Origin of the sequence: Streptomyces sp. NPDC058741 (genome assembly GCF_042746715.1) — a bacterium.
Lineage (GTDB): Bacteria > Actinomycetota > Actinomycetes > Streptomycetales > Streptomycetaceae > Streptomyces.
In genome coordinates this window covers 104,708-129,537 of record NZ_JBHYQH010000004.1, presented here as the reverse complement: position 1 = coordinate 129,537, position 24,830 = coordinate 104,708, and the positions used below count along the sequence as shown (strand labels likewise).

Annotated in this window: 17 protein-coding genes and 2 pseudogenes; 9 read left to right on the top strand and 10 right to left on the bottom strand. The window is 71.4% G+C overall.

What is annotated here, in order from left to right:
* Window positions 1-27 precede the first annotated feature (27 nt).
* The 3 genes and pseudogenes from ACFW6P_RS04730 to ACFW6P_RS04720 form a co-directional block, all read right to left on the bottom strand.
* On the bottom strand, window positions 28-2,415 hold the full coding sequence (locus tag ACFW6P_RS04730) for a helix-hairpin-helix domain-containing protein (RefSeq protein ID WP_386422932.1): 2,388 nt from the start codon (window positions 2,413-2,415) through the stop codon (window positions 28-30).
* Window positions 2,412-3,398: an aldo/keto reductase gene (locus ACFW6P_RS04725; RefSeq protein ID WP_386350678.1), complete on the bottom strand. Its 987-nt coding sequence runs from the start codon at window positions 3,396-3,398 to the stop codon at window positions 2,412-2,414. Before ACFW6P_RS04725 ends, ACFW6P_RS04730 begins: the two co-directional genes overlap by 4 nt.
* A 52-nt stretch (window positions 3,399-3,450) precedes the next feature.
* Window positions 3,451-4,060, bottom strand: a pseudogene (locus ACFW6P_RS04720) (hypothetical protein); the annotation flags it as partial.
* Window positions 4,061-4,270: 210 nt separating this feature from the next.
* Here ACFW6P_RS04720 and ACFW6P_RS04715 point away from each other — a divergent pair.
* Window positions 4,271-5,326: an LLM class F420-dependent oxidoreductase gene (locus ACFW6P_RS04715; RefSeq protein WP_386422930.1), complete on the top strand. Its 1,056-nt coding sequence runs from the start codon at window positions 4,271-4,273 to the stop codon at window positions 5,324-5,326.
* Window positions 5,327-5,588: 262 nt separating this feature from the next.
* Window positions 5,589-6,377 carry a ferritin-like domain-containing protein gene (locus tag ACFW6P_RS04710; protein ID WP_386350684.1) on the top strand — a complete coding sequence of 263 codons (789 nt, stop codon included), beginning with the start codon at window positions 5,589-5,591 and terminating at the stop codon, window positions 6,375-6,377.
* Window positions 6,378-6,387: 10 nt separating this feature from the next.
* Here ACFW6P_RS04710 and corA read toward each other — a convergent pair whose 3' ends face one another.
* Window positions 6,388-7,383: a magnesium/cobalt transporter CorA gene (gene corA / locus ACFW6P_RS04705; RefSeq protein ID WP_386350687.1), complete on the bottom strand. Its 996-nt coding sequence runs from the start codon at window positions 7,381-7,383 to the stop codon at window positions 6,388-6,390.
* 61 nt (window positions 7,384-7,444) lie between these two features.
* On the opposite strand from corA, the gene ACFW6P_RS04700 reads away from it, so the two are divergent.
* The 4 genes from ACFW6P_RS04700 (at window position 7,445) to mshC (ending at window position 10,937) form a co-directional block, all read left to right on the top strand.
* Window positions 7,445-8,131, top strand: a complete 687-nt coding sequence (locus ACFW6P_RS04700; protein WP_386422928.1) for a histidine phosphatase family protein — start codon at window positions 7,445-7,447, stop codon at window positions 8,129-8,131.
* Between the two features lie 78 nt (window positions 8,132-8,209).
* Window positions 8,210-8,800: a DUF3090 domain-containing protein gene (locus ACFW6P_RS04695; protein ID WP_386350693.1), complete on the top strand. Its 591-nt coding sequence runs from the start codon at window positions 8,210-8,212 to the stop codon at window positions 8,798-8,800.
* On the top strand, window positions 8,764-9,594 hold the full coding sequence (locus tag ACFW6P_RS04690) for an SCO1664 family protein (RefSeq protein WP_386350696.1): 831 nt from the start codon (window positions 8,764-8,766) through the stop codon (window positions 9,592-9,594). The genes ACFW6P_RS04695 and ACFW6P_RS04690 overlap by 37 nt, the downstream gene beginning before the upstream one ends.
* A 113-nt stretch (window positions 9,595-9,707) precedes the next feature.
* Window positions 9,708-10,937 (top strand): cysteine--1-D-myo-inosityl 2-amino-2-deoxy-alpha-D-glucopyranoside ligase, encoded by a 1,230-nt coding sequence (gene mshC / locus ACFW6P_RS04685; RefSeq protein ID WP_386350699.1) that lies wholly within the window; start codon window positions 9,708-9,710, stop codon window positions 10,935-10,937.
* Window positions 10,938-11,012: 75 nt separating this feature from the next.
* On the opposite strand, the gene ACFW6P_RS04680 is transcribed toward mshC, so the two are convergent.
* The 6 genes and pseudogenes from ACFW6P_RS04680 to ACFW6P_RS04655 all read right to left on the bottom strand — a co-directional run bounded on the left by ACFW6P_RS04680 (window position 11,013) and on the right by ACFW6P_RS04655 (window position 18,010).
* Window positions 11,013-11,999: a PAC2 family protein gene (locus ACFW6P_RS04680; protein WP_386350701.1), complete on the bottom strand. Its 987-nt coding sequence runs from the start codon at window positions 11,997-11,999 to the stop codon at window positions 11,013-11,015.
* A gap of 157 nt (window positions 12,000-12,156) precedes the next feature.
* A pseudogene (locus ACFW6P_RS04675) lies at window positions 12,157-12,799 on the bottom strand (FadR/GntR family transcriptional regulator).
* A gap of 146 nt (window positions 12,800-12,945) precedes the next feature.
* Window positions 12,946-14,562, bottom strand: a complete 1,617-nt coding sequence (locus ACFW6P_RS04670; RefSeq protein WP_386350704.1) for an FAD-dependent oxidoreductase — start codon at window positions 14,560-14,562, stop codon at window positions 12,946-12,948.
* Between the two features lie 8 nt (window positions 14,563-14,570).
* A complete protein-coding gene (glpK, locus tag ACFW6P_RS04665) occupies window positions 14,571-16,109 on the bottom strand; it encodes a glycerol kinase GlpK (RefSeq protein ID WP_386350707.1) in 1,539 nt (512 codons plus the stop codon).
* A gap of 83 nt (window positions 16,110-16,192) precedes the next feature.
* Complete coding sequence (locus ACFW6P_RS04660; protein ID WP_386350709.1) at window positions 16,193-16,984, bottom strand: MIP/aquaporin family protein; 792 nt, start codon at window positions 16,982-16,984, stop codon at window positions 16,193-16,195.
* Window positions 16,985-17,245: 261 nt separating this feature from the next.
* Complete coding sequence (locus ACFW6P_RS04655; RefSeq protein ID WP_386350712.1) at window positions 17,246-18,010, bottom strand: IclR family transcriptional regulator; 765 nt, start codon at window positions 18,008-18,010, stop codon at window positions 17,246-17,248.
* 315 nt (window positions 18,011-18,325) lie between these two features.
* Here ACFW6P_RS04655 and metH point away from each other — a divergent pair, with 315 nt between their 5' ends.
* The 3 genes from metH (at window position 18,326) to ACFW6P_RS04640 (ending at window position 24,748) form a co-directional block, all read left to right on the top strand.
* On the top strand, window positions 18,326-21,841 hold the full coding sequence (metH, locus tag ACFW6P_RS04650) for a methionine synthase (RefSeq protein WP_386350715.1): 3,516 nt from the start codon (window positions 18,326-18,328) through the stop codon (window positions 21,839-21,841).
* A 181-nt stretch (window positions 21,842-22,022) separates the two neighbouring features.
* On the top strand, window positions 22,023-22,718 hold the full coding sequence (locus ACFW6P_RS04645) for an HAD family hydrolase (RefSeq protein ID WP_386350718.1): 696 nt from the start codon (window positions 22,023-22,025) through the stop codon (window positions 22,716-22,718).
* Window positions 22,719-23,143: 425 nt separating this feature from the next.
* The gene (locus tag ACFW6P_RS04640) at window positions 23,144-24,748 is read left to right on the top strand and encodes an ABC transporter substrate-binding protein (RefSeq protein WP_386350720.1); all 1,605 of its coding nucleotides are present in this window, start codon (window positions 23,144-23,146) and stop codon (window positions 24,746-24,748) included.
* Window positions 24,749-24,830: the final 82 nt, after the last annotated feature.

Sequence of the window (24,830 nt, the reverse complement as noted above, 5' to 3'; positions counted from 1 at the left end):
GGTCCGGACCCGTGACCACCGCCCTCGTCACGCCCCGCTCACCTGCGGAGCGAGCAGCACCGGAAGCCGGGTCGTCCGGGGCTTCGCCGCAACCTCCGCCACGGCCCGGGGCAGCGCCTGCTCCACGCCGTGCACCACGGACAGATGCCGGTCGGCCCGCCCGAACGCCGTGTACACCCACGGCCGGCTGAGGGACTGCGCCGCGTCACCTGGCAGCACCGCCACCACCGCGGGCCACCGGCTCCCCACGGCCTGGTGCGCCGTCAGCGCCCACCCGTGCCGCACGGTCTGCTCCACCCGGTCCTTCGGCACGACGACGGTCTCGCCCGCGCACGACAGGTGCAGCCCTTCGGCGTCCGCCTTCACCACACGGCCAGGCAGCGCACGCCCCGGCACGGGGGAGTGGACGATCCGGTCCCCGGGGTCGAAGCCGCCGAAGCGGCCCGGGCCGGGGTTGAGCCGTTCCTTCAGCGCCGCGTTGAGCGCACGCGTGCCGACGGCACCTCCATGACCCGGTGTGATCACCTGCGTCTCCTCGGCCGGTACGCCGATCGCCCGCGGCACCGAGTCCACGACCAGCTGCACGGTGCGGTGCACGGCCTCGCCCGCGTCCCGCACCGGCACGATCACGACCTCCTTGCCGGGGGCCTCGACCCGGTTCAGCTCGCCGATGCCGATGCCGGAGACCAGCTCGCCGAGCGGCCCGGGGTCCGGCAGCCGCGAGGCGACCTGGGGGCAGATCCGCGCGGCGAGCAGATCGGCGAAGACCCGCCCCGGCCCCACGGACCACAGCACCGCCGGATCCCCGGCCAGCACCAGGCGCGCCCCGTCCGGCAGCGACTCCGCCAGCAGCGCGGCCGTCTCCACGTCCAGCTGCGGTGCGTCGAGCACGACGAGCAGATCGAGATCCAGGGCCCCGTCGGCGTCACGGCCGGGGCCTTCCGAGCCCGCGAGCAGGCCGGAGACGGTCGTGACGGGGGAGCCGGCGGCGCCTTCCTGACCGGTCCCGCGCAGCAGTGCCGCGAAGCGGTTGCGCCCGATCGGGCTGTGGGCGGCGGCCCAGGCGCGCAGTCCGAGGGTGCGGGCGGTGTCCAGCAGCGCGGCCGGCTCGGCCAGGGACGCCTCGCCGCCGGTGTGCAGGACCAGTCCGTGACCGGCGACCGCGCGCAGCAGCTCGGCCGTCGAACCGCGGGCCGAGGAGGCGGCCCGCTCCCACTCCTCGGCCGGACCGTCCTGCTTGGGCGTCGAGTTGACCAGCCGGGCCAGACCGTCGGCCAGGCTCTCCTCGGCGAGCGCGTACCGCTCCAGCCCGACCAGGACACGGACCGGACGCTCCGCGTCCTCCTCGTCCCCCTCGGCCGGTGCCGCGGGGGCCGCCGGCGCGCCGGTCTCCTCCAGGGCGTCCTGGAAGACCAGCGCCTCGCCCTCCGCGATCGCGTCCTGCACGGCGACGTCCGGCTCCGGCACCCCCCGCTGGGCCAGGGCCGCGAGAAGCGCCGGCATCTCCAGCGCGGTGTGCCCCGCGAGCGCCGCCTGCTCCAGGAGCCAGACGGTGACGGCCCGGCCCCGCCGGGCGTCGTCAGGACCGCACTCGGCGTCGAGCAGTACCCGCGCGAACCCGTCGGCCTGCTCGGGCCGCACGCCCGGGACGCGCAGCAACTGCCACGGATCCTCACGCAGCAGCGCGTCGGCGCCCTCGCCGAGGGCCGCGGCCACCTGGGGCGCGAGCGCCTCCGGGGCGCCGCCCTCGCCGAGCACTCCCCGCACCGACCGTACGGTCTCCGGCGCGGGGCCGGCCGGTGCGGCGGCGGCCTCGGCCGCCACCGGCCGGGACGGCCGCACCGGCTCCGGGGCGGAGCGGCGAGGCGCCGGCGCGGGCTCCTCGAACACCGCGGCCGCCGGCTTCTCGCCGCTCTCCACGGCCCGTACGGCCGCGAGCAGATCTGCCGCCGTGCCGCTCAGCTTCCCGCCGCTCGCGATCGGCCCCTTCTTCTCGGCCTTCCGCCGCGCGATCCGCTCCCGCTCGGCCTGCTGGGCCAGCAACTCGGCTTCCGCCTCGGACAGCCCCCCGGCCTCGGCCGCGTCAGCGCTTCCGGCACCGGCTCCGCCTTCAGGGCTCTTGGTGTCGGACTCCTCTCCCGCGTCGGCTCCGCGGTTCCCGGTCTCGTCGCCGGAGTTCTTCTCCGCGTCGGCTCCGCGGTTCCCGGTCTCGTCGCCGGAGTTCTTCTCCGCGTCGGCTCCGCGGTTCCCCGTCTCGTCGCCGGAGGCCTTGCCGGCCTCGCCGTCACCGCTGCCCGGGCCGGTGGCCTCTTCGCCACCGGCGCCCTCCGGACCGCCGTCCGTGGCAGGCGTCGTGCGCCCGGCGCCCGGCGTCCCCGGCTCGGCGTCCTCCGTGGTCTCGGGCTCCGTGCTCACAGCGTGCTCCAGTCGTGATCGGGATAGCGGTGCACGGGCGCCGACACATCGTCGAGCGCCCGGCAGATCTCGTCAGGAAGACTAAGGGTCTCCACTGACAACGCCGCCGTGAGCTGCTGCGCGTTGCGCGCGCCGACGATCGGGGCCGCCACTCCCGGACGGTCGCGGACCCACGCCAGGGCCACCTGCAGCGGTGACACCGCCAGCCCGTCGGCCGCGGTCGTCACGGCGTCGACGATCCGGCTCGCGGTGTCGTCGAGGTACGGCGCGACGAACGGGGCGAGGTGCTCCGAGGCCCCGCGGGAGTCCGGGGGCGTGGTGCCGCCGCGGTACTTGCCCGTCAGCACCCCGCGCCCGAGCGGGGAGGACGGCAGCAGCCCCACGCCCAGGTCGAGCGCGGCCGGGAGCACCTCGCGTTCGACGCCGCGCTGGAGCAGCGAGTACTCCACCTGCGTGGCCGCCAGCCGGGTCCGCGAGCCGGGGGCCCCGACCTGCCAGGTCGCGGCCTTGGCCAGCTGCCAGCCGCAGAAGTTGGAGACGGCGGCGTAGCGCGCACGGCCGCTGGCGACGGCGAGGTCGAGGGCCTGGAGGGTCTCCTCCAGCGGGGTCCGGGGATCGAAGGCGTGCACGTGCCAGAGGTCGACGTAGTCGGTGCCGAGCCGGGAGAGCGAGGCGTCCAGGGCGGCGAGCAGATGGCCGCGGGAGCCGTCGACGCGGCGGTCGGGGTCGGGCACGCTGCCGGCCTTGGTCGAGATGACGAGATCCCGCCGGGACACGAGCCCGTCGAGCAGCCGGCCGAGCAGGTACTCGGCCTCTCCGTCGCCGTACACGTCCGCGGTGTCGACGAGGGTTCCGCCCGCCTCCCAGAACGTCTTCATCAGGTCCGCGACGTCGTGTTCGTCGGTCCCCCGACCCCAGGTCAGCGTGCCGAGCCCGATCCGTGACACACGCAGGCCCGTGCGGCCGAGATGCCTCTGCTCCATGGACGCCGAGATTACTGGCCGGAGCCTGCGGTGCGGGTGGCAGCGGACCACCGAGTTCCGGGCCCGGCGGCGGGGGGTGCGGACGGCCGGCCGGAGCCGGATCCTCCGCCCGAGGACGGTTCCGGCGGGCCGCCGGGGTCGGCACGTGCCGTCGGACACCTGCAGGCCCCTGTTCGCGCCCGCGGGCCGGCTCACGACGGCGGGCACGCAGCCGGCCGCGTCGAGGCTGACCGAGTACGGGCCGGAGCGCGGGCCCGTGGTGGTGGACTTGAGGTCCGGCCCGGCCGGGTTGTTCCCGGTGCGGCCTTCGACCACGTGACGTTGTCCAGGACGTTGCCGGAGACCTGCCAGTACCCGGCCTCGTGGGTGTGGAAGGTGCCCAGGACGTCCTTGGAGTTTTCGAAGTGGTTGTTGTCCACCTTCGCGCGGGCGCCGGCCCGGGAGTTGACGCCGGACTCGTTGAGGTGGATCGCGGTGCCCGGGGTCGCACGGACCGTCTGGCCGCCGGCGCCGCCGGTGGTGCCGCCGTTCTGGGGCGCGTAGCCGGTGGCGCTGGTGGTCGCGGCCGACGCCTCGGGCATGGACACGGGGGTGCCGGTCGTGGCGGCCAGCGCCAGGGTGGCCAGGGCCGAGTGGAACCGCAGGGAGACCGTTCGCTGCATGCCTGCTCTCCGTCCGTCTCAGAGGTGGAGGTGATGCGGAAAGGGCTTTCTCGTGAAGGTGGGACTTGCTGTGAACGCGCCAATGGTCGCGCACTTGTTTCCTGTTCACACATCTGAAAGCGCGTGCTCCTGTGCGGCGGTGTTCCGCGAGCCGCCCCCGCGCTAAGGTCGGGACGTCAGGCACGTTACTGATCGGTAAGGGGATACGGCATGCAGCTCGGTATCAACCTCGGCTACTGGGGTGCCGGAATGGACGCGGACAATCTGGCGGTCGCCCGGGAGGCCGACCGGCTCGGATACGCGGTCTGCTGGGCGGCCGAGGCCTACGGCTCCGACGCCGCCACCGTCCTGAGCTGGGTCGCCGCCCAGACCGAGCGGATCGACGTGGGCTCCGCCATCTTCCAGATCCCGGCCCGCCAGCCCGCGATGACCGCCATGACCGCCGCCACCCTCGACTCCCTCTCCGGCGGACGCTTCCGCCTCGGCCTCGGCGTCTCCGGCCCCCAGGTCTCCGAGGGCTGGTACGGCGTCAAGTTCGACAAGCCGCTGGCCCGCACCCGCGAGTACGTCGAGATCGTCCGCAAGGCCATGACCCGCGAGCGCCTGTCCTACGAGGGTGAGCACTGGACCCTGCCTCTGCCGGGCGGCCCCGGCAAGCCCATCAAGCTGACCGTGCACCCGCAGCGCGAGCACATCCCGCTCTACATCGCCGCGATCGGCCCGAAGAACCTGGAGCAGACCGGCGAGATCGCCGACGGCGCCCTGCTCATCTTCCCCTCCGCCGAGCACCTCGAGGACACCGCGGTCACGTACCTGCGCGCGGGCCGCGAGAAGGCCGGCAAGACCCTCGACGGCTTCGACGTCTGCCCGACCGTGCCCCTCGCCGTCGGCGACGACACGGACGTGCCGGCCCTCGCCGACACCTTCCGCCCCTACACCGCGCTCTACGTCGGCGGCATGGGCAGCCGCAAGCAGAACTTCTACAACCAGCTCGCCCGGCGCATGGGCTACGAGAAGGAAGCCGCCGAGATCCAGGACAAGTACCTCTCCGGCGACAAGCAGGGCGCCGCGTCCGCCGTACCGTACGACCTGATCGACAGGACGACCCTGCTCGGTTCCGTGGACCGGATCGCGGACCGGATGAAGGCCTATGCCGAGGCCGGTGTCACCACCCTCACCCTCGCCCCGGCCGGCTTCACGCTCGACGAGCGGCTGGCGTCCCTGCGCGCCGGCACCGAGGCTCTGGAGCGCGCCGGGCTCGCGTGACGGGAGGTTTCCACGGCCGTGGTGGGGGCTCGGGGGTCTTCCCCGCCACGGCCGTCACGCGGAACAACGCGGCGGGCCGCCGACGGTTACGCCGTGCCGCCCCACGGTCCGGCCGCGCACGGCCCGGGCACCCGCACGTCCCCCGTTCGGCGGAGTTGTCCCGCACACCTGTTGCAGCCCCCCGCACCCCGCACTTGACTCGTGCTTCGCGGGAAACCCGCGGACCTGCAGCACGCGCACGCGCGCGGGAGAGGTGCCCACGATGCTTTCGGCCAAGAGTCTGTTCCAGGAGATCCTCGACCACGACGAGTCCTTCGCCCTCTTCTGTTCCATCGCCGCGAGCGGCGAGTCGCAGGGCGGCTGGGAGAACGCCCGCATCGCCGCGCTCGTCCCCGACAGCGAGCGCGAACTCGCCCCCAAGATCACACGGCACGGCGCCGACGAGGACAAGCACGGCCGCATCTTCAGCGCCCTGCTGAAGAAGCGCGGCCTCGACCCCGTCCCGGTCCCGGCGGAGACCGACTACACGATGCTCCTGGAGCGCAACGGCATCGGCCTCGCGCACACGCGGCTCAAGCGTGACGAGCGGCTCACCGTCCAGGACATCGTCACCTACCTCTCGCACAGCCGGGTCACCGAGCAGCGCGCCTCCGAGCAGATGGAGCTGCTGCGCAGGCACTTCGCCGACCACCCCGACATCGGCCGCGCCGTCAAGCAGATCTCCAACGACGAGGACAACCACCTCGCCTACTGCCACGAGGAACTGCTGCGCTTCGCCTACGCGGGCCACGGCCGGACCATCCAGCGCACCCTGCGCGCCTGCGCACTCGCCGAGATCCGCGTCTACCGGGACGTCAGCCTCGCGGTCGCCGCGAACATGGGCCGCATCCTCGGCTGGTCCAAGGCCAAGAGGGCCGTGCTCCGGGCGGGCATCCACGCCGTGTACGCCTACGAACGGCTGGGCGGCTGGCGCCGGATGGTGTCGCTGAGGACGCCCGAGCGCCGCAACGCCCTCGGCGGCCCCGCCGCCACCGAACCCGAGTTCGCATAGGCGGCCCGCCTCACAGCCACCCCCGCCGCTTGAACAGCCGGAACACCAGCACCTCCAGCACGGCCATCAGCGCGATCAGCGCCGGATACGACCACACCCAGCCCAGCTCGGGCATGTGCTCGAAGTTCATTCCGTAGATCCCCGCGAGCATCGTGGGGATCGCGGCCATGGCCGCCCAGGCCGAGATCTTCCGCATGTCGTCGTTCTGCCGGACGCTCATCTGCGCCAGATGCGCCGAGAGGATGTCGGACACCAACCGGTCCAGGTTCTCCACGGACTCGTTCACACGGGTCAGGTGGTCGCTGACGTCCCGGAAGAACGGCCGGGCCCGGTCGTCCACGAACGGCACCACCGCGCCGGACTGCGCCGTCCCCGCCAGCCGGCTCATCGGCAGGGCCAGCGGCCCGGTCGCCCGGCGGAACTCGAGGACCTGCCGCTTGAAGCCGTAGATCCGCGACGCCGTGTTGCGCGAGCCCCCGCCGTCCGGCGAGAAGACCTCCGCCTCCAGCTCCTCCAGGTCGGTCTGGAGCTCGGTCGCCACCTCCAGGTAGTGGTCGACCGTGGCGTCGGCGATCGCGTACAGCACGGCCGTGGGCCCCTTGCCCAGCAGTTCAGGTTCCTGCTCCAGCCGCCGCCGTACGGCCTTGAGCGGGGCGCCCTCGCCGTGCCGGACCGTCACCGCGAAGCCGTCGCCCAGGAAGATCATGAGCTCGCCGGAGGAGACGGTATCGCTCTGCGGCTCGTACGCCACCGGCTTCAGGACGACGAACAGGGAGTCGTCGTACACCTCCAGCTTGGGCCGCTGATGGGCCTTCAGGGCGTCCTCGACGGCCAGCGGATGCAGCCCGAACTCCTGCGTCACACGGTCGAACTCGCTCTGCGTCGGCTCGTGCAGCCCGATCCATACGAAACCACCCGCCGTGCGGGCCTCACCCAGGGCGCCGGAAAAGGCCTCGGGCCGGTCCGACCGGTGCCCCTCGCGGTAGATGGCACAGTCGACGATCACGTGGAGACTCTCCCGTCACTCGAAGGACACCGCACGCGCGTGTGCGCCTACGCTGGAGCGCATGCCCACACTGATCCTGGTCAGGCACGGACGCTCCACCGCCAACACCGAGGGACTGCTCGCCGGCTGGACGCCCGGCGTCGCCCTCGACGAACGCGGCGCGGCACAGGCCGCCGCGCTGCCCGGGCGTCTCGCCGGACTGCCCCTCGCCGAGATCGTCGCCAGCCCGCTCCAGCGCTGCCAGGAGACGATCCGGCCCCTGCTGGAGGCCAGGCCGGAAATGAGCCCCCACACCGACGAGCGCATCGGCGAGTGCCACTACGGCGACTGGTCCGGACGCAAGCTCGCCGAGCTCAAGGACGAGCCCCTGATGGAGGTGGTGCAGGCCCATCCGTCCGCGGCCGCGTTCCCCGGCGGGGAGTCGATGCGGGCCATGCAGACGCGCGCCGCCGAGGCCGTGCGCGAGTGGAACGCGCGCGTGGAGCGCGACCACGGCGCCGACGCCGTCTACCTCATGTGCTCGCACGGCGACATCATCAAGTCGCTCGTGGCCGACGCACTCGGACTTCACCTGGACCTCTTCCAGCGGATTTCTGTCGAACCGTGTTCCATCACCGCGATCCGCTACACCCGGTTGCGGCCGTTTCTCGTCCGCCTCGGCGACACCGGTGACTTCACCTCGCTGGTGCCCCGCGAGACCCCGCCGGGCGACGACGCCGAAGTCGGGGGTGATGCGGGCGCACCGTGATCGTCGGCCGCAGTAGGGTGATTCCGTCGCAGCAGTGCCGTACTCACACGGTTTCCCACGATCCCATGGAGACAGGACGTGTCCCGTCAGGTGTTCCTCTACGACCATCCGGAGCGTTTCGTGGCCGGCACGGTCGGACTGCCCGGACGCCGTTCGTTCTTCCTCCAGGCCTCGGCCGGCACCCGGGTGACCAGCGTGGCCCTGGAGAAGACCCAGGTCGCCGCGCTCGCCGAGCGCATGGACGAGCTGCTCGACGAGGTCGCGCGCCGTAGCGGCGGCAGCGCCTCCGTCCCCGCCGTCGCCCCCTCGGAGATCACCGACACGGCCCCGCTGGACACCCCCATCGAGGAGGAGTTCCGGGTCGGCACCATGGCCCTCGCCTGGGACGGCGACGAGCAGCTCATGATCGTCGAGGCGCAGGCGCTCGTCGAGCTCGACGCCGAGTCCGAGGAGGACCTCGCCGAGGCCGAGGAGCGGCTGCTCCAGGACGAGGAGAACGGTCCCCCGATGCTGCGGGTCCGGCTCACCGGCGCGCAGGCCAGGGCCTTCGCCAAGCGCGCCCTCGACGTCGTCAACGCCGGGCGGCCGCCGTGCCCGCTGTGCAGCCTCCCGCTCGACCCGGAAGGACACGTATGTCCGCGCCAGAACGGATACCGCCGCGGAGCGTGACACCTCCCCCGGACGCCGCCGGGCTGCTCGCCCGGGGTGAACTGACCGTGCGCGGAAGCATCCGCGAGGCGTCCAACGCGGCCCTGTACTGCACGGTCTCCCACAATGGCCGGGAGGCCGCCTGCGTCTACAAACCGGTCGCCGGGGAGCGGCCCCTGTGGGACTTCCCCGACGGGACGCTCGCCCGGCGCGAGGTAGCCGCCTACGAGGTCAGCGAGGCCACCGGCTGGGGCCTCGTCCCGCCCACCGTGCTGCGCGACGGCCCCTACGGCGAGGGCATGTGCCAGCTGTGGATCGAGCCGGTGCCGGAGGCGGAGCTGCTCGCGCTGGTCGACGGCGAGGAGCCCGGGCCCGGCTGGAAGGCGATCGGGTTCGCCGAGGTCGGCGGGGGCCGTACCGCCCTGCTCGTGCACGCCGACGACGCGCGGCTGCGGCGGCTCGCCGTGCTGGACGCCGTGATCAACAACGCCGACCGCAAGGGCGGTCACCTGCTGCCAGGCGGCGCGGGCCGGCTGTACGGCATCGACCACGGCGTGACCTTCAACGCCGAGAACAAGCTGCGCACCCTGCTGTGGGGGTGGGCGGGCGAGCCCCTCACCGCGGAGGCCGTGGACGTCCTCGAAGGCCTTCGCAAGGGCCTGGCGGAGGGCGGGTCCCTCAGCACACGGCTCGAACCGCTGATCACGACCGCCGAGATCGACGCCACCCGCGCCCGGGTCGGCGCCCTGCTCGCCTCGGGAACGCACCCCGAACCGAGCGGGGAATGGCCGGCCCTTCCCTGGCCACCCGTGTAGCGGCGCCACCGGCGGGTACGCAGCACAACACGCCGCTCACCGCAAGAACGCCTTCTCGGCCGTCCGGCCGCTCCCGTTCGTATATGGAACTTCAGTCCGGTTAGGCTCTTGGCATGCATGCCTGGCCCGCTTCCGAGGTCCCCGCCCTGCCTGGTCAGGGCCGCGACCTGAGGATCCACGACACCGCGACCGGCGGACTCGTCACCCTCGACCCCGGTCCCGTCGCCCGTATCTACGTGTGCGGCATCACCCCGTACGACGCCACCCACATCGGACACGCGGCGACCTACAACGCGTTCGACCTCGTGCAGCGCGTGTGGCTCGACACCAAGCGGCAGGTTCACTACGTCCAGAACGTCACCGACGTCGACGACCCCCTCCTGGAGCGGGCGCAGCGCGACGGCCTCGACTGGGCCGCTCTCGCCGAGCAGGAGACGTCCCTCTTCCGTGAGGACATGACGGCCCTGCGCATGCTGCCGCCGCGGCACTACATAGGCGCCGTGGAGGCCATACCCGGGATCGTGCCGCTCGTGGAGCGGCTGCGGGACCTGGGCGCGGCCTACGAGCTCGACGGGGACGTCTACTTCTCCGTCGAGTCCGACCCGCACTTCGGCGAGGTCTCCCGCCTGGACGCGGCGGCCATGCGGCTGCTGTCCGCGGAGCGCGGCGGCGACCCGGACCGGCCGGGCAAGAAGAACCCCCTCGACCCCATGCTGTGGATGGCGGCCCGCGACGGCGAGCCCAGCTGGGACGGCGGCTCACTCGGCCGCGGCCGGCCCGGCTGGCACATCGAGTGCGTGGCCATCGCCCTCGACCACCTGGGCATGGGCTTCGACATCCAGGGCGGCGGCTCCGACCTCGCCTTCCCGCACCACGAGATGGGCGCCTCGCACGCCCAGGTGCTCACCGGCGAACACCCCATGGCCAAGGCGTACGTGCACGCCGGCATGGTCGCCCTCCACGGCGAGAAGATGTCCAAGTCCAAGGGCAACCTGGTCTTCGTCTCCCGGCTGCGGCACGACGGCGTCGACCCGGCCGCCGTCCGGCTGGCGCTGCTCGCCCACCACTACCGCGCCGACTGGGAGTGGACCGACCAGGTCCTCCGGGACGCCGTCGCGCGGCTGGGCCGCTGGCGGGCCGCGGTCTCCCGGCCCGACGGACCGCCTGCCGAGGCCCTCGTGGACGAGATCCGTGCGGCCCTGGCGAACGACCTGGACGCCCCTGCCGCACTCACCGCGGTCGACCGCTGGGCCGCGCTCCAGGAGCGGGAGGGCGGCACGGACCCGGGCGCGCCCGGCGTGGTCTCCCGGGCCGTGGACGCGCTGCTGGGCGTGGCGCTCTAGCCGTACACCGCACGAAGGGGCGTCTCCCGACCGGGAGACGCCCCTTCGTCGTTCTCGTTCCTCAGTCGCCGTGTCTCAGTCCTCCGACGACTCCTCGTCGTCCGCAGCGCCCGGCTTGGGCCGCTTCGGCGGTCGCGTCCGGCCGCTGGGGTTGTCCCGCAGGTACGACGTGCTGTCGCTGCCGTCCGCCGTGGCGTGCCCGCCCGTCGCGGGCGGTCCGCCGCCGTCCCGGCGCCGCAGATAACGCTCGAACTCGCGGGCGATGGCCTCGCCCGACGCCTCCGGCAGCTCCGCGGTGTCACGGGCCTCCTCCAGCGACTGGACGTACTCGGCGACCTCGCTGTCCTCCGCGGCCAGCTGATCCACCCCCACCTGCCAGGCACGCGCGTCCTCGGGCAGCTCGCCCAGCGGGACGCGCACGTCGATCAGGTCCTCCAGCCGGTTCAGAAGAGCCAGCGTGGCCTTCGGGTTGGGCGGCTGCGACACGTAGTGCGGCACCGCCGCCCACAGCGACACGGCCGGCACCCCCGCGTGCGTGCACGCCTCCTGCAGGACACCGACGATGCCCGTGGGCCCCTCGTACTTGGTCTCCTCCAGGTCCATACGGCGGGCCAGGTCCGGGTCGGACGTCGTCCCGCTGATCGGAACCGGGCGGGTGTGCGGGGTGTCGCCCAGCAACGCGCCCAGGACGACGACCAGTTCCACCCCCAGTTCGTGCGCGAAGCCCAGCAGCTCGTTGCAGAACGAGCGCCACCGCATGGACGGTTCGATGCCCCGGACCAGGACCAGGTCGCGCGGCTTGTCACCGCCGACCCGCACCACCGACAGTCTCGTCGTCGGCCAGGTGATCTTGCGGACGCCCGCTTCCACGAAGACCGTGGGGCGGTTCACCTGGAAGTCGTAGTAGTCCTCGGCGTCCAGCGCCGCGAACACCTCGCCCTTCCATTCCCTGTCCAGATGCGCGACCGCGGTGGAGGCGGCGTCGCCGGCATCGTTCCAGCCCTCGAACGCGGCCACCATGACCGGGTCGATCAGCTCGGGAACCCCCTCGAGCTCGATCACCCAGTGCCTCCTTCCGACGTACCCTCGCGTACGCCCCAACCTTACGGCGTACGACAGGGGCGTCCGCAGCCCCCTTGCAGGGGCAGTGCCCCCATCACTGCCCCGTGATCAACCCCCGGACACCCCTGAGTCGTCCGAGCTGTCCGTGAGGCCCTGGTCACCGGCCGGAGCGCAGCCACCGCTCCACGCTCGCGAGGTGCACGGTCGCCCAGGAGCGCGGCGCCTCGGCGTCCCTCTCGCGCAGCGCCGCCAGGCTCGCCCGGTGCTCGTGCAGCGTGCGGCTCACGGCGTTCTCCCGGGTGAGGCCCCGCCGGATCCGGGCCCGGGTGGTGGGGCCGGACAGTCCGTCGAGCAGCGCGCACAGCACCGGGTTGCCCGCGCTCTCCTCGATGCCCCGGTGGAACTCCAGGTCGCAGGCGACGCAATCCTCCACGGACGGGTCGTCACCGAGCTTGTCGAGCTGTGCCGCGAGCGTGTCGAGCCGCTCCTCGCCGATGCGCGCCGCCGGCGCCGCCGGCTCCAGGATGCGGCGCACCGCCAGGAACTCCAGGGCCGTGTCGTCGCGTTGGAAGTCCACGACGAAGCTCGGCGCCTTCAGCAGCAATGAGGGAGCGAGGCTGGTGACGTACGTGCCGTCGCCCCGGCGGACGTTCGTGATCCGGATGAGGGAGAGCGCGCGGACGGCCTCGCGCAGGGAGTTGCGGGACAGCCCGAGCCCGGCGGCGAGTTCGTTCTCCCTGGGCAGCCCGGTCGTCCGGCCGCAGGGCGCCGGAGACGATCACGCCCTTGATCTTCTCGATCGCCTCGTCGGTGACTGCCCCGCCCGGCCTCCCTGTCGTCCCAGGCCTTCGGCGTGACCGGTCATCACGGCGGTGCGGGAAGGCGGGAGGGGCGACTCCGCCGGAGTGGAGCCGCCCCTCCCGGGCCGGGATCGCCCAGGGGGTGCCTACTTCTTGTCGAGCAGGTCCTGGACCTTGGAGCGGACGTCGTCCGTGGCGAGGCCGCGGATCGTCAGCGTCGTGCGGCGGCGCAGCACGTCGTCCTGCGTCTCGGCCCACTCGTGGTCCCGGGCCCAGACGACCTGGGCCCAGATCTCCGGGGCGTCCGGGTGGACGCGCTCGGCCAGTTCCGGGTCCTCGTTGGCGATCCGGGCGATGTCGAAGGCCAGCGAGCCGTAGTGGGTCGCCAGGTGCCGGGCCGTCTCGGGCGCCATGCGCGGGCCGGGCGCCGGGCGGTCGGTCAGCAGCCGGTGGGCGACCGCGCGCGGGTTGGCGATCCCCGGCAGCGGCAGCTTCTTCGGCAGCGAGCCGACCGGCTCGAAGTCGTCGCCCAGCGGATGGCCGGGCAGCGACTCCAGCTTCTTCATGATCGTCCGTCCGATGTGGCGGAAGGTCGTCCACTTGCCGCCCGCCACGGACAGCATGCCGCCGCGGCCCTCGGTGACGACCGTCTCGCGCTTGGCCTTGGCGGTGTCGCCGGGGCCTCCGGGCAGCACGCGCAGGCCGGCGAACGAGTAGGTGATGAGGTCGCGGCTGAGCTGCTGGTCGCGGACCGAGAAGGCCGCCTCGTCGAGGATCTGGGATATGTCCTGTTCGGTGACCGAGACGTCCGCCGGGTCGCCCTCGAACACCTCGTCGGTGGTGCCGAGCAGCAGCATGTCCTCCCAGGGGAGGGCGAAGGTGATGCGGTACTTGTCGATCGGGGTGGCGAGCGCGGCCTTCCAGGGGGAGGTGCGCTTCAGCACCAGGTGCGCGCCCTTCGACAGGCGGATGGAGGGCGCCGCGTTCGGGTTCTCCATCTTGCGCAGGTGGTCGACCCACGGTCCGGTGGCGTTCAGCACCAGCCGGGCGTTGACGCCGAACTCGTCGCCGGACAGGCGGTCCTTCAGCTCCGCGCCCGTGACCCTGCCCTGCGTGAAGCGCAGCCCGGTGACCTCGGCGTGGTTCAGGACCACCGCGCCCGCCTCGACGGCCGCGCGGACCGTCATCAGCGCCATGCGGGCGTCGTTCATCTGGTCGTCGCCGTACACGGCCACGGCCTTGAGGTTCTCGGTGCGCAGCTCGGGTACGTCCTGCGCGGCCTTGGCCGGGGAGAGCAGGTGCCCGACGCCGTCACCGAACGCGGAGAGCGCGGAGTAGGCGAAGACGCCCGCGCCCAGCTTCGCCGCGCCGTGCGGCCCGCCCTTGTACACGGGGAGGTAGAACGTGAGCGGGTTCGCCAGGTGGGGGGCCACCTGGCGGGAGACCGCACGCCGCTCGAAGTGGTTCTCCGCCACCAGCTTCACCGCGCCGGTCTGCAGGTAGCGCAGACCGCCGTGGAGGAGCTTGGAGGAGGCGGAGGACGTGGCTCCGGCGAAGTCGCCGGCGTCCACCAGAGCCACCCTGAGGCCGGCCTGCGCGGCGTGCCAGGCGGTGGAGATGCCCAGGATGCCGCCGCCGATCACAAGAAGGTCGTACGACGCCTTGGAGAGCTGCTCCCTGGTCTCGGCCCGGCTCGGGTGGGAGCCGGAGGCCGGGTGCGTCCCCAGGGCAGGCACGGACTGCAGGGTGGACTGAGTGGTCATGCTGTTTCTTACTCCTCGTCCTCGAGCCAGCCCATGGTCCGCTCGACGGCCTTGAGCCAGCTCTTGTACTCACGGGCGCGGGTCTCCGCGTCCATACGGGGGGTCCACTCGGCGGCCCGCCGCCAGTTGGCGCGCAGGTCGTCGGTGCTGTTCCAGAAGCCGACGGCGAGACCGGCGGCGTAGGCGGCGCCGAGGCAGGTGGTCTCGGCCACCATCGGGCGCACCACGGGGGCGTCCACGAAGTCGGCGAGGGTCTGCATCAGCAGGTTGTTGGAGGTCATGCCGCCGTCGACCTTCAGGGTGGCCAGCTCGACGCCGGAGTCCTTCGTCATGGCGTCGGCGATCTCCCGCGTCTGCCAGGCGGTGGCCTCCAGCACGGCACGGGCCAGGTGCGCCTTGGTGACGTACCGGGTCAGGCCGGCGATCACACCGCGGGCGTCGGAGCGCCAGTACGGGGCGAACAGGCCGGAGAAGGCCGGCACGAAGTAGGCGCCGCCGTTGTCCTCGACGGACAGGGCGAGGGTCTCGATCTCGGCGGCCGTGGAGATCAGGCCCATCTGGTCGCGCATCCACTGCACCAGCGAACCGGTGACGGCGATCGAGCCCTCCAGGGCGTAGACCGTGTCCTGGTCGCCGATCTTGTAGCCGACCGTGGTCAGCAGGCCGCTGTAGGAGTTGATGATCTTGTCACCGGTGTTCATCACCATGAAGGTGCCGGTGCCGTAGGTCGACTTGGTCTCGCCCTCGGAGAAGCAGGTCTGGCCGAACAGGGCCGCCTGCTGGTCGCCGAGCGCGGAGGCGACGGGGATGCCGCCGAGCAGGTCGCCCAGCTTGCCGCCCTTGATCTCCCCGTAGACCTCGGCGGAGGAGCGGATCTCGGGCAGGACCTGCTTCGGGACGCCGATCGACTCGCAGATCTTGTTGTCCCACTGCATGGTGTGCAGGTTCATCAGCATCGTGCGCGAGGCGTTGGTGACGTCCGTGACGTGCTTGCCGCCGTCGACACCGCCGGTCAGGTTCCAGATGACCCAGGTGTCCATGGTGCCGAAGAGGATGTCGCCCGCCTCGGCGCGCTCCTTCAGGCCGTCGACGTTGTCGAGCAGCCAGCGGGCCTTGGGGCCGGCGAAGTAGGAGGCGAGGGGGAGGCCGGTCTCGCGGCGGAAGCGGTCCTGTCCGACGTTGCGGCCGAGCTCGCGGCACAGGGCGTCGGTGCGGGTGTCCTGCCAGACGATGGCGTTGTGGACGGGCTCACCGGTGTTCCTGTCCCACAGCACGGTCGTCTCGCGCTGGTTGGTGATGCCGATGGCCTTGATGTCGTCGCGGGTGATGCCGGCCTTGTCGATGGCCCCGGCGACGACCTCCTGGACGTTCGTCCAGATCTCCGTGGCGTCGTGCTCGACCCAGCCCGGCTTGGGGAAGATCTGCTCGTGCTCCTTCTGGTCGACGGAGACGATCCGGCCGTCCCGGTCGAAGACGATGCAGCGGCTGGAGGTGGTGCCCTGGTCGATGGCGGCGATGAAGGGGCCGGCGGTGTGCGCGTCGGTCACTGTGTGCTCCTGGAAGTTCCGTGTTTATGGGGCTTTACGTACGGCGCGTGCGGAGAGTTTCGCAAAGAACGCGAGGATTGCTCCTAGGCGAACGCGACGTTGTAGATCCCTGCGGCGATGGCGCCGCCGAGCAGCGGACCCACCACCGGGACCCAGGCGTAGCCCCAGTCGGAGCCGCCCTTGTTGGGCAGGGGCAGCAGGGCGTGCACGATCCGCGGACCGAGGTCACGGGCCGGGTTGATCGCGTAGCCCGTCGGCCCGCCGAGGGACAGACCGATCGAGACCACCACGAGCGCGGTGATCAGGGCACCCAGGGTGCCGAGGCCGTTGCCCTCGTCGTTCAGGCCCTGGGTGAGCACGGCCAGCACGAGCACGATCGTGCCGATGACCTCCGTGGCGACGTTCTGCCAGGCGACCCGGACCTCGGGGCCGGTGGAGAAGACGCCGAGCACGGGGCCGGCGGCCTGCTCCCGCGCCTCGACGGCCTTGGCGGTGTCCTGGGCGCCCGGACCGCCGACGATCTCGCGGTCGGTGAGGTGCGCGTGGAACTGGCCGTAGTAGGCGATCCAGACCAGGGCCGCGCCGATCATGGCGCCGAGGAGCTGTCCGGCCCAGTAGACCGGGACGTTGTTCCAGTCGCCGTCCTTGATCGCGAGCGCGAGGGTGACGGCCGGGTTCAGGTGGGCGCCGGATATCGGCGCCGAGGTGTAGACGGCCGTGAGCACCGCGAAGCCCCACCCGAAGGTGATGGCGAGCCAGCCGGCGTTGCGTGCTTTGGAGGCCTTGAGCGTGACGGCGGCGCAGACTCCGCCGCCGAGGAGGATGAGTATGGCGGTACCGATGGTCTCGCCGATGAAGATGTCGGAGCTGGACACCCGCGACTCCTTTGTCCTACGTCCAGGGAAGTTCGATACCGGCCTGGCGTTGTCACACTCTAGCGCGTATTGCCGGTAGCTGTTCGACAATGTCGACCGATGGACGGGAGTCTTGCTTCGGCGTTACGAGCACGTCAAGAGCTGTGTAGTCGAAAACACGATCGTTACTGATCGCCTGCGTCTCCTGGATCATTGCCGCAGGTGGGCGTGGACATGCCGAAGACCGGAACGCCGTGCGCGTTCCGGTCCCGTCCTGTGTCGTCAGAAGCGTCCGGCGCCCAGGTCCCGCGAGACCGCCCGGGCGCAGTCCCGGACCGCCGCGATCAGCTCCGGGCGCAGCTCGCCGTCCCGGCACAGCCGCTCCACGGCGCCGGTGATGCCGACCGAGCCGACCGGCATCCGCCGTCGGTCGTGGATGGGTGCGGCCAGCGAGGCCACGCCCTCCCAGGTCTCCTCCACGTCCGCCGCGTAGCCGCGCGCGCGGGTGAGGTCGAGGATGTGCTCGAAGTCCTCCGGCTCGCACACCGTCCGGTCGGTGAACGCCTTGCGGTCGGCCTCCAGGGCCTCGCTGTGGGCCACCGGGTCGTAGGCGGACAGCACCTTGCCCAGGGCCGTGGAGTGCAGCGGCTGCATGGCCCCGATCTCCAGGACCTGCCGGCTGTCGTCGGGCCGGAAGACGTGGTGCACGATCAGCACGCCCTGCTGGTGCAGGACACCCAGGTAGACGCTCTCGCCGCTGGAGCGCGCCAGGTCGTCGGTCCACACCAGCGCGCGGGCCCGCAGCTCGTGGACGTCGAGGTAGGTGGTGCCCAGCCGCAGCAGCTCCGCGCCCAGCTGGTAGCGCCCGGAGGTGTCGTCCTGCTCCACGAAGCCCTCCTGCTGCAGGGTGCGCAGGATGCCGTGGGCGGTGCCCTTGGCCAGGCCCAGCGACGAGGCGATGTCCGACAGGCCGAGCCGCCGTTCGCCGCCCGCGAGCAACCGCAGCATCGCGGCCGCCCGCTCGAGCGACTGGATGTTCCGTGCCATCGCCGTACTGCCTCCGTCCCCTTCGACCGCCGACCAGCGGGGCCGGCAGCCCTTGTTCGGCAATGTCGAACACTACCGGTCGATGCCGACCTCTCGCTAATGGTGGGTCACCATTTGTTGCGCCGCGGCGGCCCGGTCCGCCGCGGATTCCTCGCACGATCGGCCGTTCGCGCGCCATCGGCGTCCGCCCCGTGGACGTTCTGCCCATCCAAGCCCACGGGCGGTTACGCTGGCGCGGTGCGTCCTTCCCGGATGCCCCCGGACGTCAGGGAAGCCGCAAAGCCGACAGCCGTCGCACCCGAGGGAGCCCCTTTCATGGCCTCGTTGCCGCCGACCTCTTCCACCGACAGCCGGGCCCGTGTGTCCGCGCTCCGAGAGGCGCTGGCCACCCGTGTGGTGGTCGCCGACGGGGCGATGGGCACCATGCTCCAGGCGCAGGACCCGACGCTTGAGGACTTCGAGGATCTCGAGGGCTGCAACGAGGTGCTGAACGTCACCCGGCCGGACATCGTGCGTTCGGTGCACGAGGCGTATTTCGCGGTCGGTGTGGACTGTGTGGAGACCAACACCTTCGGTGCGAACCGTTCGGCGATGGCGGAGTACGACATTCCCGGGCGTGTCTTCGAGTTGTCGGAGGCGGGTGCCCGTATCGCTCGTGAGGTGGCCGATGAGTACGCCGCGGGTGACGGCCGGCCCCGGTGGGTGCTGGGTTCGGTCGGCCCGGGTACCAAGCTGCCGACGCTCGGTCATATCGCCTTCGGCGTGATCCGTGACGGTTATCAGGCCAACGCGGAGGGTTTGCTCGCGGGTGGCGCGGACGCGTTGATCGTGGAGACGACGCAGGATCTGCTGCAGACCAAGGCGTCGGTTGTGGGTGCCCGGCGGGCCATGGAGGCCACGGGCGTCGAGGTGCCGTTGCTGTGTTCGATGGCTTTCGAGACCACCGGCACGATGCTGCTGGGCTCCGAGATCGGTGCGGCCCTGACCGCGCTGGAGCCGTTGGGTATCGACATGATCGGTCTGAACTGCTCCACCGGCCCGGCCGAGATGAGCGAGCACCTGCGGTATCTGACCCGCCACTCGCGGATCCCGCTGCTGTGCATGCCGAACGCGGGTCTGCCGGTCCTGACCCGGGACGGCGCGCACTTCCCGCTGGATGCGGAGGGCCTGGCCGACGCGCAGCAGGCCTTCGTCCGCGACTACGGCCTGTCCCTCGTGGGCGGCTGCTGCGGCACCACCCCCGAGCACCTGCGGCGGCTGGTCGAGCGGGTCCGGGACGTCACCCCCACCGAGCGCACCCCGCAGCCCGAGCCGGGCGCCGCCTCCCTCTACCAGAGCGTGCCGTTCCGGCAGGACACCTCGTATCTGGCCATCGGTGAGCGCACCAACGCCAACGGCAGCAGGAAGTTCCGTGAGGCGATGCTGGAGGGTCGCTGGGACGACTGTGTGGAGATGGCCCGCGAGCAGATCCGTGAGGGCGCGCACATGCTCGATCTGTGTGTGGACTATGTCGGCCGTGACGGCGTCGCCGACATGGAGGAGCTGGCGGGGCGTTTCGCCACCGCTTCCACGCTGCCGATCGTGCTGGACTCCACCGAGGTCGACGTCATCCGGGCGGGTCTGGAGAAGCTGGGCGGCCGCGCGGTGATCAACTCGGTGAACTACGAGGACGGCGACGGCCCCGAGTCGCGTTTCGCCAAGGTCACCCAGCTTGCCAGGGAGCACGGCGCCGCGCTGATCGCGCTGACCATCGACGAGGAGGGCCAGGCCCGCACCGCCGAGAAGAAGGTCGAGATCGCCGAACGGCTGATCGAGGACCTCACCGGCAACTGGGGCATCCACGAGGAGGACATCCTCGTCGACTGCCTGACCTTCACCATCTGCACCGGTCAGGAGGAGTCCCGCAAGGACGGCATCGCCACCATCGAGGGCATCCGGGAGCTGAAGCGGCGCCATCCGAAGGTGCAGACCACGCTGGGCCTGTCGAACATCTCGTTCGGTCTGAACCCGGCCGCCCGCATCCTGCTCAACAGTGTGTTCCTGGACGAGTGTGTGAAGGCGGGCCTGGACTCGGCGATCGTGCACGCCAGCAAGATCCTGCCGATCGCCCGCTTCAGCGAGGAGGAGGTCCGAACCGCCCTGGACCTCATCCACGACCGCCGCGTCGAGGGCTACGACCCGCTGCAGAGGCTGATGCAGCTGTTCGAGGGGGCCACCGCGACGTCTCTCAAGGCCGGCAGGGCCGAGGAGCTGGCGGCCCTGCCGCTGGAGGAGCGCCTGCAGCGGCGCATCATCGACGGTGAACGCAACGGCCTGGAAGCCGACCTGGACGAGGCCCTCCAGGAGCGGCCCGCGCTCGACATCGTCAACCAGACCCTGCTGGAGGGTATGAAGGTCGTCGGTGAGCTGTTCGGCTCCGGCCAGATGCAGCTGCCGTTCGTGCTGCAGTCCGCGGAGGTGATGAAGGCGGCCGTCGCCCACCTCGAGCCGCACATGGAGAAGACGGACGAGGCCGGCAAGGGCACCATCGTGCTGGCCACGGTCCGTGGTGACGTGCACGACATCGGCAAGAACCTCGTCGACATCATCCTCACCAACAACGGATACAACGTCGTCAACCTGGGCATCAAGCAGCCCGTCTCGGCGATCCTGGAGGCCGCCGAGGAGCACCGGGCCGACGTGATCGGCATGTCCGGGCTCCTGGTCAAGTCGACCGTGATCATGAAGGAGAACCTGGAGGAGCTGAACACCCGGGGGCTGGCCGCCCGCTTCCCGGTGATCCTGGGCGGTGCCGCCCTGACCCGCGCCTACGTCGAGCAGGACCTGCACGAGCTGTACGAGGGCGAGGTCCGCTACGCGCGTGACGCCTTCGAGGGCCTGCGGCTGATGGACGCCCTGATCGGCGTCAAGCGCGGGGTGCCGGGGGCGAAGCTGCCCGAGCTGAAGCAGCGCCGGGTCCGGGCCACCGCCCCGGCCGCTGTCGAGGAGCGGCCCGAGGAGGGGCACGTCCGCTCCGACGTGGCCACCGACCACCCCGTCCCCACCCCGCCCTTCACCGGCACCCGCGTGATCAAGGGCATCCAGCTCAAGGAGTACGCGAGCTGGCTGGACGAGGGTGCCCTGTTCAAGGGCCAGTGGGGCCTGAAGCAGGCCCGCACCGGCGACGGCCCGACGTACGAGGAGCTCGTCGAGAGCGAGGGCAGGCCCCGCCTGCGCGGCCTGCTCGACAAGCTCCAGACGCAGAACCTGCTGGAGGCGGCCGTGGTCTACGGCTACTTCCCGTGCGTGTCCAAGGACGACGACCTGATCATCCTGGACGAGCAGGGCAACGAGCGCACCCGCTTCACCTTCCCGCGCCAGCGCCGCGGCCGCCGCCTGTGCCTGGCCGACTTCTTCCGCCCCGAGGAGTCCGGCCAGACCGACGTCGTCGGCCTGCAGGTCGTCACCGTCGGCTCACGCATCGGCGAGGAGACCGCACGGCTGTTCGAGGCCAACGCCTACCGCGACTACCTCGAACTGCACGGACTGTCCGTCCAGCTCGCCGAAGCCCTCGCCGAGTACTGGCACGCCCGCGTCCGCTCCGAACTCGGCTTCGCGGGGGAGGACCCGGACGAGATGCAGGGCATGTTCGAGCTGAAGTACCGGGGCGCCCGCTTCTCCCTCGGCTACGGCGCCTGCCCCGACCTGGAGGACCGCGCGAAGATCGCCGACCTGCTCCAGCCGGAGCGCATCGGCGTCCACCTGTCCGAGGAGTTCCAGCTGCACCCGGAGCAGTCCACCGACGCCATCGTGCTCCACCACCCGGAGGCGAAGTACTTCAACGCCCGCTGAGCGGTCCCACCGGGCCCCTCGGACGCACGCCGCAGCACCCCACCGGCCGTACGCAGGCTGTGCCCGCTGGCACAGCCGTCGAACGAGCGATTCCGCCGCGCACGACGTAGACTGGTCGGTCCACTGCAGGCCGGTTCCCCTCGTGGGAACCGGCCTGATCGTCCCTCAAGGAGGTAGGTGGATGACCAGTACGGTCCCCTCACCGGGCACCCGGACGGCCGACGGGTCGGCCCTTCAGGCCGTGCTCCTCGACATGGACGGCACCCTGGTGGACACGGAGGGTTTCTGGTGGGACGTGGAGGTCGAGGTCTTCGCCTCCCTCGGCCACACGCTCGACGATTCCTGGCGCCATGTGGTGGTCGGCGGGCCCATGACCCGCAGCGCCGGGTTCCTGATCGAGGCCACCGGCGCCGACATCGCCCTCGACGAACTCACGGTCCTGCTCAACGACGGCTTCGAGGAGCGCATCGACACGGCGCTGCCACTGATGCCGGGCGCCGGGCGGCTGCTGGCCGAGCTGTACGAGTACGAGATCCCCACAGCGCTCGTCTCCGCCTCGCACCGCCGCATCATCGACCGGGTGCTCACCTCGCTCGGCGCCCACCACTTCGGCCTCTCGGTCGCCGGCGACGAGGTGCCGCGCACCAAGCCCCATCCCGACCCCTACCTCACCGCCGCCTCCGGCCTGGGCGTGGACCCGATGCGGTGCGCCGTCATCGAGGACACCGCCACCGGCGTCGCCGCCGCCGAGGCCGCGGGCTGCCACGTGGTGGCCGTTCCCTCCGTCGCCCCCATCCCGCCGGCCCTGAGGCGTACGGTCGTCGGCTCCCTGGAAGAGGTCGACCTGGCATTTCTGCACGGGCTGATGGCGCTCTGATGACGCAAATGCGCCGACCGTTCACCCAGCGTGCAGCGCTCTAAGGGCGCGAATTCCGACGGCGAATTCAGGCCTGCCGGCCGATCGAATTCCCGTACCCTCGAACCTGTTTGCGTGTGTGACGTTCCCCACGCGGACCGGGCTCGACAGCCGATCCGACATGTGCTGCGCACCCCCTTCGGGGAGCTTCGGGCGTGCCCTTGTGTCCCGATTGGTAGAACGCTGCACCAAAGCTTCCCCCATCGGGTTTTCGGTGTGTCCGCGCACCGTTCCGCAGCGTGATGGGTGCTCGACTCCGGTGGCTGCGAAACCTCCTGCCGGCCCGGACTAATCTCGTCGCGAGAACATCGCCCCACCCCCGTGATCGGCTGCGCCACCCCTGTATGCCGGGTACACGGAGTAGACAGCTCTGGAGAAACTCGAGCATGAACCGCAAGACTTTGGTGCTGCCGGCCGTGATCGGCCTGCTCGCGCCGGGGCTCGCCGCCTGCGGCGGGACCGACAGCGGTAGCGACGGCAGCGACGCCGTCGTCGTCGGCACCACGGACCGGTTCACCGCCTCGAAGGACGCTCCCGCGCCCCTCGACCCCGCGTACGCCTACGACGTCGGCTCCTGGAACATCCTGCGCCAGACCGTGCAGACCCTGATGGTCCAGCCCCGCGGCGAGGGCGAGCCGGTGCCCGAGGCCGCCGAGCGGTGCGGCTTCACCGACACCGGCAACGAGCGCTACGCCTGCACCCTGCGCGACGGCCTGCAGTTCGCGAACGGCGACCCCATCACGGCGACGGACGTCAAGTACTCCATCGACCGCGCCCGTTCCCTCAAGGCCGACAGCGGTGTCTTCGCCCTGCTGTCCACCATCGACACCGTCGAGACGCAGGGCGACCGCGAGGTCGTCTTCCATCTCAAGACGGCCGACGCGACCTTCCCGTACAAGCTGTCGACCCCGGTCGCCGGCATCGTCGACCCCGACGACTACCCGAAGGACGGGCTGCGCGAGGGCTTCGACCTCGACGGCTCCGGCCCGTACACCCTCGAAGCCGACGTCGAGGGCGACGAGATGGTCAAGGCCCGGTTCACCCGCAACCCGAACTACAAGGGCGCGCTGGAGGTGAACAACGACAAGGTCGACATGGTGTCCTTCACGGACACCGACTCCATGGGCGAGGCCCTGGACGAGGGCGACATCGACCTGATGGCCCGCACCATGGCGCCGGAGCAGATCCGCAAGCTCTCGGGTGACGCCGACACCGACATCGACCTCGTCGAGATGCCCGGCCTGGAGATCCGCTACCTGGGCTTCAACACCGACGCCCCGAGCGTGAGGTCCAAGGCCGTACGCCAGGCGATGGCCCACGTCGTCAACCGCAGCGAGCTGGTCTCCAAGGTCTACGGCTCCCAGGCCGAGCCGCTGTACTCGCTCGTCCCGGCCAGCGTCACCGGCCACTCCAACTCGTTCTTCAACAAGTACGGCGAACCGAGCGTCACCAAGGCCCGCTCACTGCTCGCCCAGGCCGGCGTCACCACGCCGGTGAAGCTGACCCTGCACTACACGACCGACCACTACGGCCCCGCCACCAAGCAGGAGTTCGAGGTCCTCCGCGACCAGCTGAACTCCAGCGGCCTGTTCGACGTCGACATCAAGGGCACGCCCTGGGAGACGTTCCGCCCGGCCGAGAAGAAGGGCGAGTACGACGTCTACGGCATGGGCTGGTTCCCCGACTTCCCCGACGCCGACAGCTTCCTCGCGCCGTTCCTGGACGAGGACAACATCCTCGGCTCGCCCTACGTGAACAGCCGGATCCGCGACACTCTGATCCCGGAGTCCCGCCGTGAGGCTGACCGGCTGACCGCCTCCACCAGCCTGACGGACATTCAGGACATCGTCGCCAGTGACGTGCCGGTGCTGCCGCTCTGGCAGGGCAAGCAGTACGTCGCGGCCCGCGACGACATCACGGGTACCGCGTACGCCCTCAACTCGGCGTCGACGCTCCAGCTGTGGGAGCTGGGCCGCGGAGTGAGCGACTGACGCACTTCGTGGGACCAGGGGCCGGTGACCGCGGCCTTCGGGGGACCGTACGCCGGGGCCAGGGACATGCTCCGGGCGTTCT

Excerpts from the sequence above, each read along its gene's own strand:
- mshC (WP_386350699.1), top strand. The coding sequence starts at position 9,708 with ATGCATGCCTGGCCCGCTTCCGAGGTCCCCGCCCTGCCTGGTCAGGGC.
- ACFW6P_RS04710 (WP_386350684.1), top strand. The coding sequence starts at position 5,589 with ATGCTTTCGGCCAAGAGTCTGTTCCAGGAGATCCTCGACCACGACGAG.
- ACFW6P_RS04645 (WP_386350718.1), top strand. The coding sequence starts at position 22,023 with ATGACCAGTACGGTCCCCTCACCGGGCACCCGGACGGCCGACGGGTCG.
- ACFW6P_RS04725 (WP_386350678.1), bottom strand. The coding sequence starts at position 3,398 with ATGGAGCAGAGGCATCTCGGCCGCACGGGCCTGCGTGTGTCACGGATC.
- ACFW6P_RS04640 (WP_386350720.1), top strand. The coding sequence starts at position 23,144 with ATGAACCGCAAGACTTTGGTGCTGCCGGCCGTGATCGGCCTGCTCGCG.
- ACFW6P_RS04715 (WP_386422930.1), top strand. The coding sequence starts at position 4,271 with ATGCAGCTCGGTATCAACCTCGGCTACTGGGGTGCCGGAATGGACGCG.
- ACFW6P_RS04690 (WP_386350696.1), top strand. The coding sequence starts at position 8,764 with ATGTCCGCGCCAGAACGGATACCGCCGCGGAGCGTGACACCTCCCCCG.
- ACFW6P_RS04700 (WP_386422928.1), top strand. The coding sequence starts at position 7,445 with ATGCCCACACTGATCCTGGTCAGGCACGGACGCTCCACCGCCAACACC.
- ACFW6P_RS04670 (WP_386350704.1), bottom strand. The coding sequence starts at position 14,562 with ATGACCACTCAGTCCACCCTGCAGTCCGTGCCTGCCCTGGGGACGCAC.
- metH (WP_386350715.1), top strand. The coding sequence starts at position 18,326 with ATGGCCTCGTTGCCGCCGACCTCTTCCACCGACAGCCGGGCCCGTGTG.
- ACFW6P_RS04655 (WP_386350712.1), bottom strand. The coding sequence starts at position 18,010 with ATGGCACGGAACATCCAGTCGCTCGAGCGGGCGGCCGCGATGCTGCGG.